Here is a 15,949-nt window from a genome sequence, read left to right on the forward strand (position 1 = left end):
TAATGCCCGATAAGGCTCTTCTCATCCTGTGTAGCCCAGCAGCATTCAGTGTACGCCGCAGAACCGACTCGCACCACAGGGAACGTCCCTTCCCTCGTATACGCTTTCACGCCCATATAGTGCCGGTAAGCACCGAGTGTATTTTATTTGGCGCCGCTCGTAAGCGGCACCAGAGGACTAACTTTACGCAGAGTTTTATTACCCAGCCTGAGCTGAGGGAATACTTAAGTTGCTCTGCTTAGCAACATATTCCGGATATGACCAATTGCCTTTGTTGGGTTTAAACCCTTAGGGCAAACATTGACGCAGTTTTGAATACCGTGGCAACGGAAAACACTAAACGGATCATCAAGATCACTTAAACGCTCTTCAGTTGCGGTGTCACGGCTATCCGCCAAAAAGCGATAAGCCTGCAACAAGCCACTTGGACCAATAAAGCGATCAGGGTTCCACCAAAACGAAGGACAAGCCGTTGAGCAGCACGCACAAAGAATACACTCGTACAAACCATCCAACTTCTCACGCTCTTCGGGAGACTGCAAACGCTCAATAGCGGGCGCAGGCGTGTCGTTTTGCAAGAACGGCTTAATCTTTTCATACTGCTTGTAGAAAAGACTCATGTCGATAACAAGATCACGAATAACTGGCAAGCCTGGCAGCGGGCGCAATACTAATTTATTGCCGCCTTTGCCATTTTTAAGTGCTTCCGAAATGGGTGTAATACACGCCAGACCATTTTTACCGTTAATGTTCATACCATCAGAGCCACATACACCCTCACGACAAGAACGACGGTAAGCTAGCGATGGATCACTGCCTTTTAACAACTCGAGAACATCCAATACCATCAGGTCTTTGCCACCGGTATCGAGTTCAACTTCTTGCATGTACGGCTCCTGATCAGTTTCAGGATTGTAACGATAGAGACTAACTTTCAACATATTCGTTTTCTCCTGAATCAGTACGTACGAATTTTTGGTGCAAACGCTTCACGTGTTTTAGGCGTGAAGTTTACCGCCCGCTTACCGACACGTTTTTCGCTAGGGAAGTACACAGAATGGCACAACCAATTTTCGTCGTCGCGATCAGTGAAATCTTCACGAGCGTGAGCGCCGCGGCTTTCGGTGCGCGCTTCTGCAGCGATTGCAGTTGCTTCGGCTACTTCAAACAAGTTGTGCAATTCAAGTGCTTCAATACGTGCAGTATTGTAGGCATTGCTCTTGTCTTCCAAGTGCGCATTGTCGATACGCACACGCAGTTCTGCCAATTTCTTAATACCTTCCTGCATAAAGTCACCGCGACGGAATACGCCAAAGTGATTTTGCATAATGGTTTGCAACTCTGTACGCAGTGCCGAAACACTCTCACCGCCAGTAGTATTGTTAATCTTGTTCAAGCGGCTCATTGCACGTTCGATATCTGCCTCAGAAGCGTCACGCATCTCAATGCCTTCGCGAAGACTCTTCTCGATATACAGACCAGCTGAACGACCAAACACCACCAAATCTAGCAGTGAGTTACCACCTAAACGGTTAGCACCATGAACTGATACACAAGCGACCTCACCACAGGCAAACAAACCAGGAATAACCGTATCGTTGCCTTCTGCATCAACAGTCAATGCCTGACCGTTAACGTTGGTGGGAATACCACCCATCATGTAGTGACAGGTCGGTACAACTGGCACAGGTTCTTTTACTGGGTCAGCGTGGGCAAAGGTACGAGACAATTCACAGATACCTGGCAGACGGCTCTCGAGAACTTCTTCACCAAGGTGATCCAGCTTTAGGTAAACGTGATCACCGTTTGGACCACAACCCCGGCCTTCAAGAATTTCTAGCGTCATTGAACGAGCAACAACGTCACGGCCCGCCAAATCTTTAGCATTCGGCGCATAACGCTCCATGAAGCGCTCGCCGTCTTTATTGACGAGGTAACCACCCTCACCGCGACAACCTTCAGTAACAAGCACACCCGCGCCGGCTATACCGGTTGGGTGGAACTGCCACATTTCAATATCTTGCACTGGGAAACCAGCTCGCAATGCCATACCAACACCGTCACCAGTATTAATGTGAGCATTAGTAGTAGAGGCATAAATACGGCCTGCACCACCGGTTGCGAATACAGTCGCTTTCGATTTAACGTAAACCACTTCACCGGTTTCGATACAAATAGCAATAACACCAACCACTTCGCCGTCTTCGTTTTTAACGAGGTCTGTGGCATACCATTCGTTAAAGAATACGGTATTGTTTTTTAGGTTGCCTTGGTAAAGCGTGTGTAGCAGCGCGTGACCAGTACGGTCGGCAGCAGCACAGGTACGAGCAGCCTGACCGCCCTCACCGAAGTTTTTAGACTGACCACCAAAAGGACGCTGATAAATACGACCTTCTTCGGTACGCGAAAAAGGCATACCCATATGATCTAGCTCGTAAACTGCCTCTGGGCCAACCTGACACATATATTCAATAGCTTCTTGATCACCGATGTAATCAGAACCTTTAACCGTGTCATACATATGCCACTGCCACTGATCTTGCGGATCAGAACTGGCGATTGCACAGGTAATACCACCCTGCGCCGACACGGTGTGCGAGCGAGTAGGAAATACTTTAGAAATTACTGCTGTTTTGTAACCAGACTGTGCCAACTGCAATGCAGCACGCATACCTGCGCCACCGCCACCAACAATTACACCATCAAAAGAAATTGTACGAATATTAGCCATTGTTTAACTCCAAAGAATCTGGATGCCCCAAACGAGGTAGGTGAATAACACAACAGCTGACGCCGCCTGAAATGCCAAACGCAACAACGTGCCTCGGCCACCCATCATTCGCTCGGTTAAATAATCGGTAGATACAGACCACAAACCGATCCAAGCATGTCCTACAATGGACAACACCGCTGCAGTACTAAACACACGCATAAAGGTGCTATCAAAATATGCACTCCATTGTGCATAAGTAATTTCTGAGCCACTGCAGACCAGATAAAAACCAACCACTAACATATATGCTAGTAGCACCACACCGGAAACTCGCTGTATTAGCCAGTCAGATAAACCGCTGCGTCCCAAATTCGTTACTGAACTTACCATATCCACAACCCCGTCAGCAGAACCAATACCGCCGTCACCGCCAAGACCAATTTCGCCCCAGTCTCGCCGCCCTTCATAGTCTCACCAATGCCTGCATCCATAACCAAATGCTTCACACCGGCTGCTGAGTGATAACTCAAACCGATCAACACGGCCCAAATACTCAACTTACCCCAGAACGATGCTAGACACGCCTTCGCCTGTTCAAAGCCCTCTGGGCCATCAAGACTTGTACCAAGCAACCAAAACAGCAGGGCTACGCCCGCCACAAGAAACACACCACTAACGCGGTGTAAAATAGAGGTATATGCGGTAATCGGCAGCGCGATTGTTCCGATATCCAGATTTACAGGTCGTTTATCGTTCACGGTTTTTGCCACACTTTTAATTTCTGGCCCATATATTACGAGCGGTTTAAAGGGAGTGGATCAATCAGATACTGAGCTCTCCAACCCAGCATCGCTTCTTAGAAACAGGAGTAGCTAAACTCCCGAAGAAACGCCGCGCATTATAGGGCCATCGAAGGGCAATTACAAACCCTTAAACACCCACAAAAGGGCAGCAAAAAACTCGAATATCAAAGGCTTAAGAGACCATTTCGCACCATTATGGCGCCATAGCAAAAACATGACCTCACTAATTTCGTGCGCAATAATTAGCGAACATTTACATACAAACGATAAAAACCTTGCAGGACTGAATATTTAGAATTCCATCCGCACCAATACCACGTTAAAATGTTCTCACCGTTGACAAAACATTTCAGCTCTCTATATTTGTCACTCCCGCGAAATGCGGATCTCCCCGGGTTACGTTCAGGTAATACCTTACCGGATGCTAGACTCGGGGAGTCAACGCCACAAGCTATGCTAAAAAGTTACAGGAGCCCGTCCCACATGAGCGATAAGAAAGCAAGTCTGAGTATCGATGGAAAAACGCTAGACCTTAAAGTCCACTCTGGCACCATCGGTCCCGACGTCATCGAAGTCAGCGCCCTGACGGGTAACGGATATTTCACCTACGATCCCGGCTTTGTTTCAACCGCAGCCTGCGAATCAAAAATCACATATATTGACGGTGATAAAGGTGTGCTACTCCACGGTGGCTACCCCATAGAACAACTGGCCGAACAATCCGACTACCTAGAAACCTGCTATTTATTACTATACGGCGCACTGCCAAACGCAGCACAAAAAGAAACCTTCGTTAATAAAGTCCGCATGCACACCATGGTCAACGACCAAATGAGCACCTTCTTCAAAGGCTTCCGCCGCGACGCTCATCCAATGGCAATCATGTGCGGCGTAGTTGGTGCCCTCTCTGCGTTTTACCACGACTCACTAGACATTACAGACGAGAAACACCGCGAAATCTCAGCAATTCGCCTAATTGCGAAAATGCCAACCTTGGCGGCAATGACTTACAAATACACCATTGGCCAGCCCTTTATGTACCCGCAAAATCATCTGAGCTACTCAGAAAACTTTTTGCACATGATGTTCGGTAATCCCTGCGAACCAAGCAATGTAAACCCCGTACTCGCAAAAGCAATGGACAAAATATTCCTATTGCATGCTGACCACGAGCAAAATGCATCAACGTCAACCGTGCGTCTTGCCGGCTCAACAGGTGCCAATCCTTTCGCCTGTATCTCTGCAGGTATTGCAGCACTTTGGGGGCCATCGCACGGCGGCGCAAACGAAGCCGTACTGGATATGCTTAATGAAATCGGCGATGCATCACGTATCGACGAGTTTGTAGCGCGAGCAAAAGATAAAGATGATCCATTCCGCCTAATGGGCTTTGGTCACCGTGTTTATAAGAATTTTGATCCGCGCGCTAAAGTAATGAAGCTAGCGGCAGATGAAGTACTTGCGGAGTTAGGCCTTGAGAACGACCCACTGCTGAAAATTGCTAAGCGCCTAGAGCAAATTGCACTGGAAGACGAATACTTTATCGACCGCAAGCTCTATCCAAACGTCGATTTCTATTCAGGTATTATTCTTAAAGCGATTGGTATTCCAACTAGCATGTTTACCGTTATCTTCGCCTTGGGCCGCACCCCAGGCTGGATTGCTCACTGGAATGAAATGATCAGCGGCAGCTACCGCATCGGGCGCCCTCGCCAGCTTTATACTGGCCCAGCGCAACGCGACTTCGTTCCACTGGACAAGCGTTAAGACGTAAAAAAGGCCGCTTATGCGGCCTTTTTTAATTCCACTGTTAATTCTATATCTCAGATCAAACATCAAAACTAGCGTGTTTTATACTCAAACCCCATTTCGGCACCATCTACAGAATCACCGTAGCTACTAAAATTGCTATTTCTATCGAACTCAGCGCCCTCCTTCATTCGCAGCTTTGTTTTTATTTTCAAACGCTGTTCTTCACTTTGGCCAGATTGCTCAAACCAAGCCTCCACACCGTAGCGACTTTTTTCCTCTCCCCAATTTTGCACATCATCCTGTAAATCACTAGGTAAACTCAAATCAAGCACAGGCTGATTTTGCACGGACTCTTCCACAGTCCGAGCTTCTGGCGAGGTGTTTTCTATAGCATTTTCATCGACAAGTGGAAAATTGTCGTGACGCTCAGACTCAGTTTTTTCTACTGCCTGCGCCACTTTAGGCTTTTCCCCACAAGACACCAATACAATTGACAACAAAAAACACACACAACAACGATTAATCATTCTTAAATACCACTTAAATCAAGTGCGACACCACACATACCTCGTCCGATTGGACAATAGCGGTGTCAAAACGTCACGTATACATTAACTGCATTTTACACGACACCAATCACCGGAGACCACATGAGCAGACTCACTGGAAAAGTTGCTATTATCACAGGCGCCGCACGCGGCATGGGCGCAGTGACCGCCAAATTATTTGTGGAGCACGGCGCCAGCGTCGTTATCGCAGATATCATTGACGACGCAGGAGAGGCCCTGGCCGCCTCACTTGGCGACCGCGCTCATTATATCCATGCCGACATATCAAAAGAGTCTGACTGGCAAAACCTCATAAACAAAGCCGAATCGCTTGGACCTCTAAATGTGCTGATAAACAACGCCGCCATCCTACACGTGGCCGCTATTGCGGATTCAGACGCCGAAGATTACATGCGGGTCATCAATATCAACCAGCTTGGTACTTACCTTGGCATTCGAGCCGCGATTGAACCTATGAAAAAAGCAGGGGGAGGCTCAATTATTAACATTTCCTCAATTGATGGCTTACAAGCCAAAAACGGTTTATCTGCTTATGTTTCTAGTAAATGGGCGGTGAGAGGCCTTAGTAAATCGGCAGCAATTGAACTAGGCCCCTACAATATTCGTGTCAATACGGTTCACCCCGGCGGAATTTTTACGGCTATGCACGGTGCAGAAGGCAAAACGGAACCCAGCGATCAAGACAATGCATTTTATGTTAACCATGCTCTACCCCGTGTTGGGCTACCCCTAGAGGTCGCCAATATGTCACTTTTCTTGGCTTCCGATGAAAGTAGCTACTCCACGGGGGCGGAATTTCTAGTAGACGGTGGTTGGCAAGCCGGTATGCGATTGAGCATGCTGCCCAGCTCTTAGGAGATATTCACAAACACACTGGTAAAACAAACACTGGAAAGCCGTTAAAGGGTCTTCTATATTGGGCATGTAATACTGATTTTGTCTGCGGAGGACCCAATGGACACCGAATTACATACAATGAACCTTCTCTTTGACCAGCTTGGCCTTCCAAGTGAAGACAAAGAGATTGAGCGTTTCATTGTTCGACACCGCCCCTTACCCCGAGGCTTGCAGATTCACGAAGCAAGTTTTTGGAAACCAGCACAGGCCAATTTTCTGAAGGAATCTTTAGATATTGACGCGGAATGGGCGGAATTAGTCGATGAGTTAGATGCACGCCTGCGCTATTAGCGCAGGCGTTGCCTAGCCCAGCAAGGCATTAGCTATTTCCCTCGTCTAGGCCAACATAACTAATTTTCGGGTAAGACACCCACTTAAAAACCTGCCGATAACTGCATATCATGCATTTATGGGGGATCTCACCCGTTGCTGGATTCATCTCACCGGCACTAACCATCATTCCATGCCCGCACTTATCGCAGACGTAATTCACTTCTACAGGTTGAACTAAGCGTTTAATTTCAGGCATTATTTATATTCCGTGTTATCGCGAGCCCGCACCATTATTGGGCGCAGGATCCGCAGATGATGAACCATTAGGCTGCGCTGCAATCCCCTGCTTGGCACGCTCCAACTCTTTTTCTACCGAATTAATCATCGCCGACCACCCCTGAATCAAGGCATCGTTAGCAGTCTCAATTAAGCCACCCAAAGAATTTTGCTGGATTTTGTCCATTTCACTTTTAGCAAGCTGCACCCTCTGATCAATGCTACTTACACGCTCTGATAACTGAATCAATTGTGTATTCAGAGTTTCGCGGTAGGCCTGTTCGTCTCGATATTGCCAATACTCAAAGACCAGTAACGCAACAACAATCACTGCCGCCAGCAAAACACCAAGTGATGATTTCATTTTGTAACTCCCAGCAGAACACATACAAAAAATTAGAGCTTAGTCGGTAAAGACATTACTATGCTAAGACAAGTAAACATAAGCCTCAAATTTACACCGCAAAGTCCAAAAGCAACAATGATTTCAGCACAAGGAAACGCTAAATAATATGAAACTGCAGTTACTCCTTACCGGCAATGAACTCATGGCTGGCGATACGATCGACTCAAACTCCTCAATGATTGCCGAACTAATCACCGATTATGGCTGGCGGATTGATAAAAAAGTCACCGTCGGTGATGACCTTAAATTGCTAGAAATGCAAATTCACGATTTGGCTGCTGACTGCGATGTATTGATTATTAACGGCGGCCTCGGCCCCACTGTTGACGACATGACCTCGCTCGCGCTAGCCAACACCACTGGCAAGCCAATCACTGAGCACCCTGACGCCCTAGCCCACTTAAGCCAGTGGTGCGAACAAAAGGGTTTTCGCCTAAATGCATCAAACCTCAAACAAACATTGCTGCCAGCGGGCAGTGGCATTATCGCGAACTCACGAGGAAGCGCTGTTGGGATTCAGATAAAAATCGGTAATTGCTTAGTTCTAGCTACACCGGGGGTACCGAGCGAACTAAAGGTAATGATGACAAACGAAATCATCCCCTTATTAGCCGCGCAATTTAGTTCTGACTATATTCAAACTCAGCGCTTAGCAGTATTTGGTCTTGGCGAATCGTCAATACAAGAAAGAGTCAACAAGCATTACCCCGACTGGCCCAATGATGTTGAACTCGGCTTTCGCGCGTCGATGCCTGTACTCGAAGTAAAACTAACAACCCGTGGCCAAAATGCCAGCAAAAAGATTGACGAATGGCGCGGCAAAATAATTGACCTAATCGATGATCACCTGCTCGGCGACATGCCCTTAAATCTAGCGCAATCAGTCATCGCCGCCGCAAAGCAACACAAGCTCAGCATTTGTACCGCTGAATCCTGCACCGGTGGGCGAATAGCTGCGGAGCTTACCGGTGTCGCCGGCGCATCAGAGGTATTTCCTGGCGGGATTGTTAGTTACTCAAATGCACTAAAACATCAACTGCTAGGTGTTTCAGAAAACAGCTTAAATACGGAAGGCGCTGTCAGTCAAAGCGTTGTTAAACAAATGGCTGAAGGCGCTTTAAACACTATTGGCGCCGACCTAGTTATCGCCGTCACCGGCATAGCTGGACCTGACGGCGGCAGCGAAGACAAGCCTGTCGGCACCGTATGGCTAGCATGGGGAAGTCGAGAAAACCTGAAAGTAGAAAAATTCTTCCTCCCGGTAGACCGGCATTTATTTCAGACCTTAGTCACCGCCCTAGGCTTAGACCTTATAAGACGCCATATACTAAGCATCCCCGGTTTACCCGAGCTCATGACCCGCCGCCGCGCCTAAGCGTGGCGGCACGTCGGTGTTATACCGCCACTAAAAGTCGATCAGCAATCCATTGTAGTAACATCTCATACGCGCCATTGATCATTGCAATGGTATCTTTCTCACTCACGCCTTTAGGCTCTGCACGCCCATACCAATCAATACGGCAACGTTCGTTATCAAGCGCTGTAACCTTGGCATTTGCCGAATAATTCGTAACTGGCATGGGCACTCCGCGCGGAATATCGTAAGAAAAACTCATGGTAGATGGGTCCTGCGCTGTGAGCACCTCATCTATAGGCTCCGGTAAACCTGAAATATGTAAGCGACGAGTCATCCCGATACCGCTCCCAATAAGCTCAATTTTGTCAATACCGGGGGCCCAGCTAATATCACCAAAATTCTCTAACAACTCCCACACCGTATGTGCCGAGACATTAAACTCACGCGCCAAATGCGTTTCAACCATTCCAATCACCCTTGCTCATATTAATTATTCGGCATAATGCCTCATCACTGAGATTCCCACCTCACCCGAACGGCCTAGCTATATAAACCCTTGGTAATATGAACAAGCCTTAATTGGCGCCCCCTCTAAACACTGGTACTCTTTAAGTAAGTAACAAAGCTATAACGAGACTTCCGCATAACTACTCGCTAGCCAATACAGCATTAAAACTCCGCTTTTACGCCGTTTTTTGCCTCGTATTGGTTTCGCTCGTGACCTTATGCTGAAATCTCATAACATAATAAGCATTCAACATTCGGAACAGCGCCATGAATAGTTCATCTCAAACACCCGTATTGCTATTCAGCATGGATTCCGACCAATTTTGGGCCGCACCTACCACTACAGGTGGGCTGAAGGCCTACTACCAGCAGTACGGCAGCCAAACAGATAACTATCAGATTGACCTAATCCACTTTAAAGACGAAGACGCCATCACTCGCTGGCAGCAGTGTTGGCAAGAAACGTACTTGCCGGCCATAAAGTCCGCAAGACACGCAGGTCAACAAGCGGTCATTGGTTTTAGTATGTACACGTGGAATGCCGCAGAATTCCTCGACCTTATTCATCAAATTAAAACGGAGTGCCCAGAGGTGCTTTGCATTGCGGGTGGCCCGCACGTGCAACAGGCGGAAGATTACCTCGGAGACGACCCCATCGACATCATTATTCTCGGTGAGGGAGAAACCAGTTTCCAAGAAATTTTAGATCATCCTCAGCGCAGCAACTGGCCTGCAATAAATGGAATCGCTTATTTAGAAAATGGCAAGATTCATAAAACCCCTGAGCGCCAACGTAGAAAGCACCTTGATGAACTCCCCTCCGCCTTAGACGTCATGGATTTATGCGATGCTGAGGGCAAACCTCTATATGACTCCATCTCATATGAGACCAGTCGAGGCTGCCCGTTCAAGTGTGCGTTTTGCGAATGGGGCACCGGCGCCATCGGCACAAAAATGTACCAATTCTCTATGGATAGAGTGCGTAGCGACTGGCATAAAATCGTCAATGCCGGAATTAAAGACATCTGGCTCGCAGACTCAAATTTTGGTGCACTAAAAGAAGACTTAGAAAAAGCGCAACTTATTTGCGAATTAAAAGAAAAAACCGGATTACCCAGCAGCTTTGCCACTTCTTGGTCAAAGAAGCACAGCCCCCGCGTACAGGAAATTGTTCTTTTACTCCATAAAAATGGCTTGCTGCCCCACTACCAGCTTGCACTGCAAACACTCACACCACTGGCACTCGAACTGAGCAATCGGCAAAACATGGCGGCCAACAAATATGAACCCATCGCACGTCAAATGGCCGCAGAAGGTGTACCTATTGCGGCGGAACTGATTTGGGGCCTACCGGGCGACAATCTCGCAGAGTTTGAAAGTAACTTAGACCAACTCTTAAAAACCTTTCCCAATCTCAACATTTTTGCCTACACATTGCTGCCAGGCACGGAATTTTACGAAAAGCGTCTAGATTATAAAATTGAAACTATTCCCGTGGCGGGTTATGGAAAAGCCAAAGGCGAATACGTTGTCGCCTGCCATACTTTTGATCGCAACGAAGGCATTGAAGGCTACTTCCTTATCACCGCGCACATCCTATTTGCACACGGCCATCTTATTCCTTTAGCCATTCGTTATTTGGCGCTACAAAACGGCATCACCACTGCACCGCTATTACGCGCATTGCTACGTGCGGTTTGCGTCGAATATCAAGATGATCTGCCTAATTTAGACCTTCAAGACAGAATGATGGTCTATGAAAACAGAGCGACTATTTTTACAAGCATATTAAAAAACCCCCTACGCTTATACGCCCTATTTGAATTAGAAATTATCAATTACTTAGAAGAAACACAAAATAACCATCTAAGTGATGCAACTCGAAATATTCTTGCACTCGATTACGCACTATCACCTCGCTGCGGCGAAGCAACAGAAATCAATTGCGAATTTAATTTTAATGCCATAAGCAGTAAAGCCGCGCTCGACTGCCTCAGCCTTCCAGATACCGCTGACCTCATCACTGGCACACATCAAGTGCTCAGCATTAAAACCCCAGGCGGTGTCGGCACAATATTAAAAGATCCTGATGGCGGCGCATGGCTTAGAGGTGAGATCCAACATCAACAGTCTGACATCCAAACTGTAAAAATCATTCACCCTAATGTTAAACCCACACAGGCAATGCAATAGCGAACAAAAACACTATGCTAACGCAGCGCGAATTTTATCTGCAGTTACGGCGAGTGCCTCACTGTCAGCGCGCTTTGCATTGCTGATATTGGCATCTGCCATATCGCTTATAGGTGAAAGATGAATGTGCGTGTGCGGCACTTCTAAGCCAATGATCATCATACTCACCCGACGACAGGAAAATGCTTTCTTTAAAGCTTTGGCCAACAGCTGCGACACCGCCATTAAATGCGCCGCCAATTCCGTAGGCAGATCATCCCAATGATCGATCTCTGAACGCGGAATCAGTAAAAGATGGCCTTCCTGTATTGGCTCTATTGTTAAAATAGCAACCGCGTGCTCGTCTTCCCAAACTAAATGCCCAGGAAGCTCGCCTTGAATAATTTTTGTAAAAATACTGCTCATCATTTCCCCTCGTCTATATGATTTTCAATTATTTGTTGGAATAAATTTCGCAATCGATTTTCTACTGCAAGACGCCCATCTAACTGATAACGCGCTGACAAATACCCCCACCCCTCTCCTAGCACCAGCGCACGAACCGCCAACTCCGCATCGGCATAAGCCTGCAAATTCAGACCATGACACATACGCGTTAAACTTGCCGCAGCCTGTTCAAAAAACAATTCACGACGACAATAACGCTGCACCACAATAAAATCTGCATCCAAGCCAGAGATGCAAACAGGCTTAAGGGCAGATAAAGCAACGAGCACATCAGCACTGATTTGTTTATGAGTATGACGAACCGTCAACGTTACATTTTGCAACAGCGCTTGTTGCATAGTTTTAAAACTTAATTCCATTTCGTCAGAAAGCGCTTTGGCAACAATTAAAGAATAAGCACCGCTAGATGTATCTCGCTTACTACCTAGCCATAAGGCTTCAAATCCATTCTGCAACCAAAACGGAATAACATCTGATGAAGCAGCAAAACTAGATGATAAATACGCACAGTGATTTTCGTCAGCAAATTGTTCTGCCGCTTGCAACAGGCGCCGCCCTATTCCTTGACGCCGGGACTCCGACACCACAGCTATACGATTTACTCTATAACTACTATTTTGCCCATAACGCCCATCGGCATTGATATGTGCAAGTCGTTGAGCGACTAAATGCCCTTTAGGCCTACGCTGCCCCGCAATAATGGCTGTAGTTAAATCTGTGCTCAAACCACCTTCCGGAATCAACTGGCAAACGCCCACTACACAGTGCCCGCACTCGGCCACAATAATGACGCTCGACGAATCAAGCATATACTGCAAATCGCGGGGCGAGGTTTGATAATGCGCTTGCACCAGTAAACCAAATACCTGCGCAAGAATGTCATCCTGTGCCAAATCATCTCTCTGTAGCACTCTAACTTTAGGATCGACAATTCCGTCAGGCACCAATGGCTCTGCGCTTAATAAAAAAGCCTCATTTAGACATTGCTCAAGTGGGTCATCTCCCGCCCACCGCAGCGGCTCTCGCAACGCGATCCGACGCCACTGCGGACGCTCACGATTTAATATTTCTTTAAATCGAATATCAAAGCCTCGCCCACTTCCCTCGTAACCATGTACTGTCGTCGCAAACACAATTCTAGGGTGCTGTAATAGCTCATATAAGAGACCGACGGCGATACTCGCCGCTTCATCGACTAATATTAAATCCCAGCTATAATCTGCAATAAGTTCGAACGCAGCTAAGAAGGTAAATTCGCAATCCTTGAAACGAAAGCTAGACGCTAGCATCTCTCCGTCAGGCAGCAATTGTTGAATTTGTCTAAAGGCAGCATCAACGGAATGTATATTTGTGGCGGTAATCGCTATACGTTTACATTTACCTTCACGCAACAAGCTTGCTGCCGCGATTCCCAGTGCAGATGTCTTCCCACGGCCGCGATCTGATCTGATAACTAAAGGACGTCTTGATCTACCACTCACAACGCGCACAATCGCATCGACCGTCGCCTGCTGATCAATACTTGGCAAAACTCGCTTCCAAGGAACAGGTTTTAAAAACGGAAGCGGCTCTACAAAATGAGTCTCAAAGTGCTGCTGGTGTTCGAAACGATATACCCCAGTAAAACTGGCCACCTTTGTTAAAAACCGCTGCAAGAAAAGCGATGTAGTATTGTCAGCTACGGCATCAGAGTTTGCTTGAAAGTAGGCTGGCCATTCATCAAATACTGGGCACAATATAATCAAAACACCACCCGCAACTAGGGTTCCTGCAGCAGCAAGCCAATCATCCACTGCCTGCGCAGAATAGGCATCGATAAGAACTGCACTAAACTCCTGACCTAGGCTAGATTTAGCAATACTCGGCGTAATATTTCGAATAGGGGTTGTTGCCAGTAACAATGATTTTTGATTTAGGATATCGCAGTTAGCAAGCTGAGTTCGGCCCCACGCTTGCGGCCCACTTAAAAACACAAGGTAGCGATGGCCGTTATTTTCGCCCACAGCACAGAGCTGCTGAATAAAATCATTCAGCACTGTCATTTCCGCACGCTGAATACAGTCATGATTTACTAGATGGGTACACCGGTGCCTCCGGCATATGCATATGAAGGATAAAACGTTCATCACCGTGATACAGCGCTGCCACTTCCTCATGCGCATAACGTTCTGCCAGCTCACAAAGTCGGCCCCTAATCTCTTGTGGACTAATTAACTTTGCGGCAAGGCCCGCTTCAATAAACCCTTCTATGCGATACAGTAGTGCGGGGGGAATATCTAAGCCTTCTGCCTGATCTTTAAAAAAAGCGAGCAATTTCGCGTCTAACTCAGCAAGGTAGCCCACCACATCATATTCACTCACGAAAGAGATCGATCCTTTTGAACAAGAACCCACGGCGCAACAACGACCGCCCAGACTTCACAATTATCGGCCAACCAATTTACTGCAAGCTCTTCGGTCGCCTTCTGAAGCTGCCCACTTTTCATCAATGTAGATATCGTCTCGGCATCATCATTTGCAATCGCGACTGCAGTAGCAACTAGATCTAGTTCAGGCGCAACGACTAAAACCGCACCTTGCGCGTAAAATCGCTGCAATTCCGTCCAATAAATTCGAGAAGTTTCTCGATTTAATTTCGTCATTAACTCAGAAGATTCGTCTAAAACCACGCTCACACCTTACAGTTCGACTATATCAAATTAACGGGAAGCTCATTCTACTGCGGCTAGCTTAACTCAGGCCACTTGATGTCCCACGGTGGGGTGCAGTTTAGCAACACTGTTTGCAGTGCTCCATCAAGAAAGTCCTTACCTATCTGGGGAGCACACATATAATTACGCTCAACACCCCGAAACGTGAAGCGCAGCGCCATGGCATGCAAATACATTCGGTCGGCCTCTTGAACACTCGGCCCATAACGCTGATCTCCAGTAATTGGCACACCGAGACTTTTCATCACAACCCGCAGCTGATGGGTTTTTCCTGTATGGGGTTTCAGCAAGTAAGCGCGTCGACCGTTTTCTAAGACATAACTAAAAAATTGGGTTACCGAGGGATTACTCCGCGTGCGACTGAGTAAATAACTGCCGCCGCGACTTTTTTTAATATCACCAATAACCATACCCTGCTTTTTCATTGGTTTACCCTTCGCGAGGGCAAAATAAAATTTTTCAACCTCGCGGTTTGCAAACAAATCACCGAATTCTGCCGCAACACTTGGATTTTTAGCAAGTACCATTAAACCCGATGTCGCATCATCCAGTCTGTGTACCAAGTGAAAGAATTCACCAGGAAAATCTCTATGCAATACATCAACCAAGCTCTGTGCATGTTGATTACGGTGCAGATTAACTCCCGGCGCCTTATCTATGACCAGATACTCGTCGTTGTTTTCCAACAAACGATAATTCAATTCACGATCTTCAGGCATATCTGTTAATCAGTCCGATCCCCAGCAAAACACTTACGGCTTTTAGCCAGCCGTACTCGTAACACATCAATTTCTAGCGACACCCCGTGCTTGGCGATGTACGCTGCATTAACTATTCAATCACCAAATTCAGGGTTGCGGCGACATCGGTATATATGTCAAGCAACGGCACTTTCATCTCAACAGCATCATTATGCCGATGGACTCTCCTACTCGCTAAAGCTCTCCCCTAAGTCGAACGGTCGCATTGCTCACCATAAGCACCGCCAAACTGATTGTTCACAGGCACGAGAAGAGCTAACTATCGCTCCATTAAACCCCTGCAA

18 protein-coding genes are annotated in these 15,949 nt (G+C 47.1%); 5 read left to right on the forward strand and 13 right to left on the reverse strand.

Annotated features, from left to right (window positions below; translation table 11 throughout):
- Positions 1-224: 224 nt before the first annotated feature.
- From GVJ32_RS00430 to sdhC, 4 genes are read right to left on the reverse strand one after another with little or no spacing between them, the layout of a single operon-like run.
- Complete coding sequence (locus GVJ32_RS00430; RefSeq protein WP_103684628.1) at positions 225-941, reverse strand: succinate dehydrogenase iron-sulfur subunit; 717 nt, start codon at positions 939-941, stop codon at positions 225-227.
- 17 nt (positions 942-958) lie between these two features.
- On the reverse strand, positions 959-2,731 hold the full coding sequence (gene sdhA / locus GVJ32_RS00435; protein WP_159238091.1) for a succinate dehydrogenase flavoprotein subunit: 1,773 nt from the start codon (positions 2,729-2,731) through the stop codon (positions 959-961).
- Positions 2,732-2,734: 3 nt separating this feature from the next.
- Complete coding sequence (gene sdhD / locus GVJ32_RS00440; protein WP_159238092.1) at positions 2,735-3,103, reverse strand: succinate dehydrogenase, hydrophobic membrane anchor protein; 369 nt, start codon at positions 3,101-3,103, stop codon at positions 2,735-2,737.
- Positions 3,097-3,471, reverse strand: coding sequence for a succinate dehydrogenase, cytochrome b556 subunit (gene sdhC / locus GVJ32_RS00445; RefSeq protein WP_159238093.1), 375 nt, complete (start codon positions 3,469-3,471; stop codon positions 3,097-3,099). The genes sdhD and sdhC overlap by 7 nt, the downstream gene beginning before the upstream one ends.
- Before the next feature lie 528 nt (positions 3,472-3,999).
- Between sdhC and gltA the strand changes: the two genes are divergently transcribed.
- Positions 4,000-5,283 carry a citrate synthase gene (gltA, locus tag GVJ32_RS00450; RefSeq protein WP_159238094.1) on the forward strand — a complete coding sequence of 428 codons (1,284 nt, stop codon included), beginning with the start codon at positions 4,000-4,002 and terminating at the stop codon, positions 5,281-5,283.
- A gap of 74 nt (positions 5,284-5,357) precedes the next feature.
- Here the strand turns inward: gltA and GVJ32_RS00455 are convergent, their stop codons facing one another.
- Positions 5,358-5,795 (reverse strand): hypothetical protein, encoded by a 438-nt coding sequence (locus GVJ32_RS00455; RefSeq protein WP_159238095.1) that lies wholly within the window; start codon positions 5,793-5,795, stop codon positions 5,358-5,360.
- Between the two features lie 123 nt (positions 5,796-5,918).
- Here GVJ32_RS00455 and GVJ32_RS00460 point away from each other — a divergent pair, with 123 nt between their 5' ends.
- Complete coding sequence (locus GVJ32_RS00460; RefSeq protein ID WP_159238096.1) at positions 5,919-6,692, forward strand: glucose 1-dehydrogenase; 774 nt, start codon at positions 5,919-5,921, stop codon at positions 6,690-6,692.
- Between the two features lie 99 nt (positions 6,693-6,791).
- Positions 6,792-7,025, forward strand: coding sequence for a DUF2789 domain-containing protein (locus GVJ32_RS00465; RefSeq protein ID WP_159238097.1), 234 nt, complete (start codon positions 6,792-6,794; stop codon positions 7,023-7,025).
- Between the two features lie 28 nt (positions 7,026-7,053).
- Here the strand turns inward: GVJ32_RS00465 and GVJ32_RS00470 are convergent, their stop codons facing one another.
- The gene (locus GVJ32_RS00470; protein WP_159238098.1) at positions 7,054-7,263 is read right to left on the reverse strand and encodes a type II citrate synthase; all 210 of its coding nucleotides are present in this window, start codon (positions 7,261-7,263) and stop codon (positions 7,054-7,056) included.
- A 15-nt stretch (positions 7,264-7,278) separates the two neighbouring features.
- A complete protein-coding gene (locus GVJ32_RS00475) occupies positions 7,279-7,647 on the reverse strand; it encodes a hypothetical protein (protein ID WP_159238099.1) in 369 nt (122 codons plus the stop codon).
- A 148-nt stretch (positions 7,648-7,795) separates the two neighbouring features.
- Between GVJ32_RS00475 and GVJ32_RS00480 the strand changes: the two genes are divergently transcribed.
- Positions 7,796-9,064, forward strand: a complete 1,269-nt coding sequence (locus tag GVJ32_RS00480; RefSeq protein WP_159238100.1) for a CinA family nicotinamide mononucleotide deamidase-related protein — start codon at positions 7,796-7,798, stop codon at positions 9,062-9,064.
- Between the two features lie 19 nt (positions 9,065-9,083).
- On the opposite strand, the gene GVJ32_RS00485 is transcribed toward GVJ32_RS00480, so the two are convergent.
- Positions 9,084-9,512: an SRPBCC family protein gene (locus GVJ32_RS00485; protein WP_159238101.1), complete on the reverse strand. Its 429-nt coding sequence runs from the start codon at positions 9,510-9,512 to the stop codon at positions 9,084-9,086.
- A gap of 308 nt (positions 9,513-9,820) precedes the next feature.
- Here GVJ32_RS00485 and GVJ32_RS00490 point away from each other — a divergent pair, with 308 nt between their 5' ends.
- Positions 9,821-11,746 (forward strand): B12-binding domain-containing radical SAM protein, encoded by a 1,926-nt coding sequence (locus GVJ32_RS00490; RefSeq protein WP_159238102.1) that lies wholly within the window; start codon positions 9,821-9,823, stop codon positions 11,744-11,746.
- A gap of 12 nt (positions 11,747-11,758) precedes the next feature.
- On the opposite strand, the gene GVJ32_RS00495 is transcribed toward GVJ32_RS00490, so the two are convergent.
- Genes GVJ32_RS00495 through GVJ32_RS00515 form a run of 5 tightly spaced genes read right to left on the reverse strand, consistent with a single transcriptional unit; the run spans position 11,759 to position 15,623 of the window.
- Positions 11,759-12,151, reverse strand: a complete 393-nt coding sequence (locus tag GVJ32_RS00495; RefSeq protein ID WP_159238103.1) for an HIT family protein — start codon at positions 12,149-12,151, stop codon at positions 11,759-11,761.
- On the reverse strand, positions 12,151-14,229 hold the full coding sequence (locus GVJ32_RS00500; protein WP_159238104.1) for a GNAT family N-acetyltransferase: 2,079 nt from the start codon (positions 14,227-14,229) through the stop codon (positions 12,151-12,153). The genes GVJ32_RS00495 and GVJ32_RS00500 overlap by 1 nt, the downstream gene beginning before the upstream one ends.
- A gap of 25 nt (positions 14,230-14,254) precedes the next feature.
- Positions 14,255-14,554 (reverse strand): hypothetical protein, encoded by a 300-nt coding sequence (locus GVJ32_RS00505; protein WP_159238105.1) that lies wholly within the window; start codon positions 14,552-14,554, stop codon positions 14,255-14,257.
- Complete coding sequence (locus GVJ32_RS00510; protein ID WP_235034988.1) at positions 14,551-14,862, reverse strand: DUF2288 domain-containing protein; 312 nt, start codon at positions 14,860-14,862, stop codon at positions 14,551-14,553. The genes GVJ32_RS00505 and GVJ32_RS00510 overlap by 4 nt, the downstream gene beginning before the upstream one ends.
- Positions 14,863-14,918: 56 nt before the next feature.
- Positions 14,919-15,623, reverse strand: coding sequence for a pseudouridine synthase (locus tag GVJ32_RS00515; protein ID WP_159238106.1), 705 nt, complete (start codon positions 15,621-15,623; stop codon positions 14,919-14,921).
- Positions 15,624-15,949 lie beyond the last annotated feature (326 nt).

It is taken from the genome of Zhongshania aliphaticivorans, from assembly GCF_902705855.1.
In the GTDB taxonomy this organism is placed as follows: domain Bacteria; phylum Pseudomonadota; class Gammaproteobacteria; order Pseudomonadales; family Spongiibacteraceae; genus Spongiibacter; species Spongiibacter aliphaticivorans_B.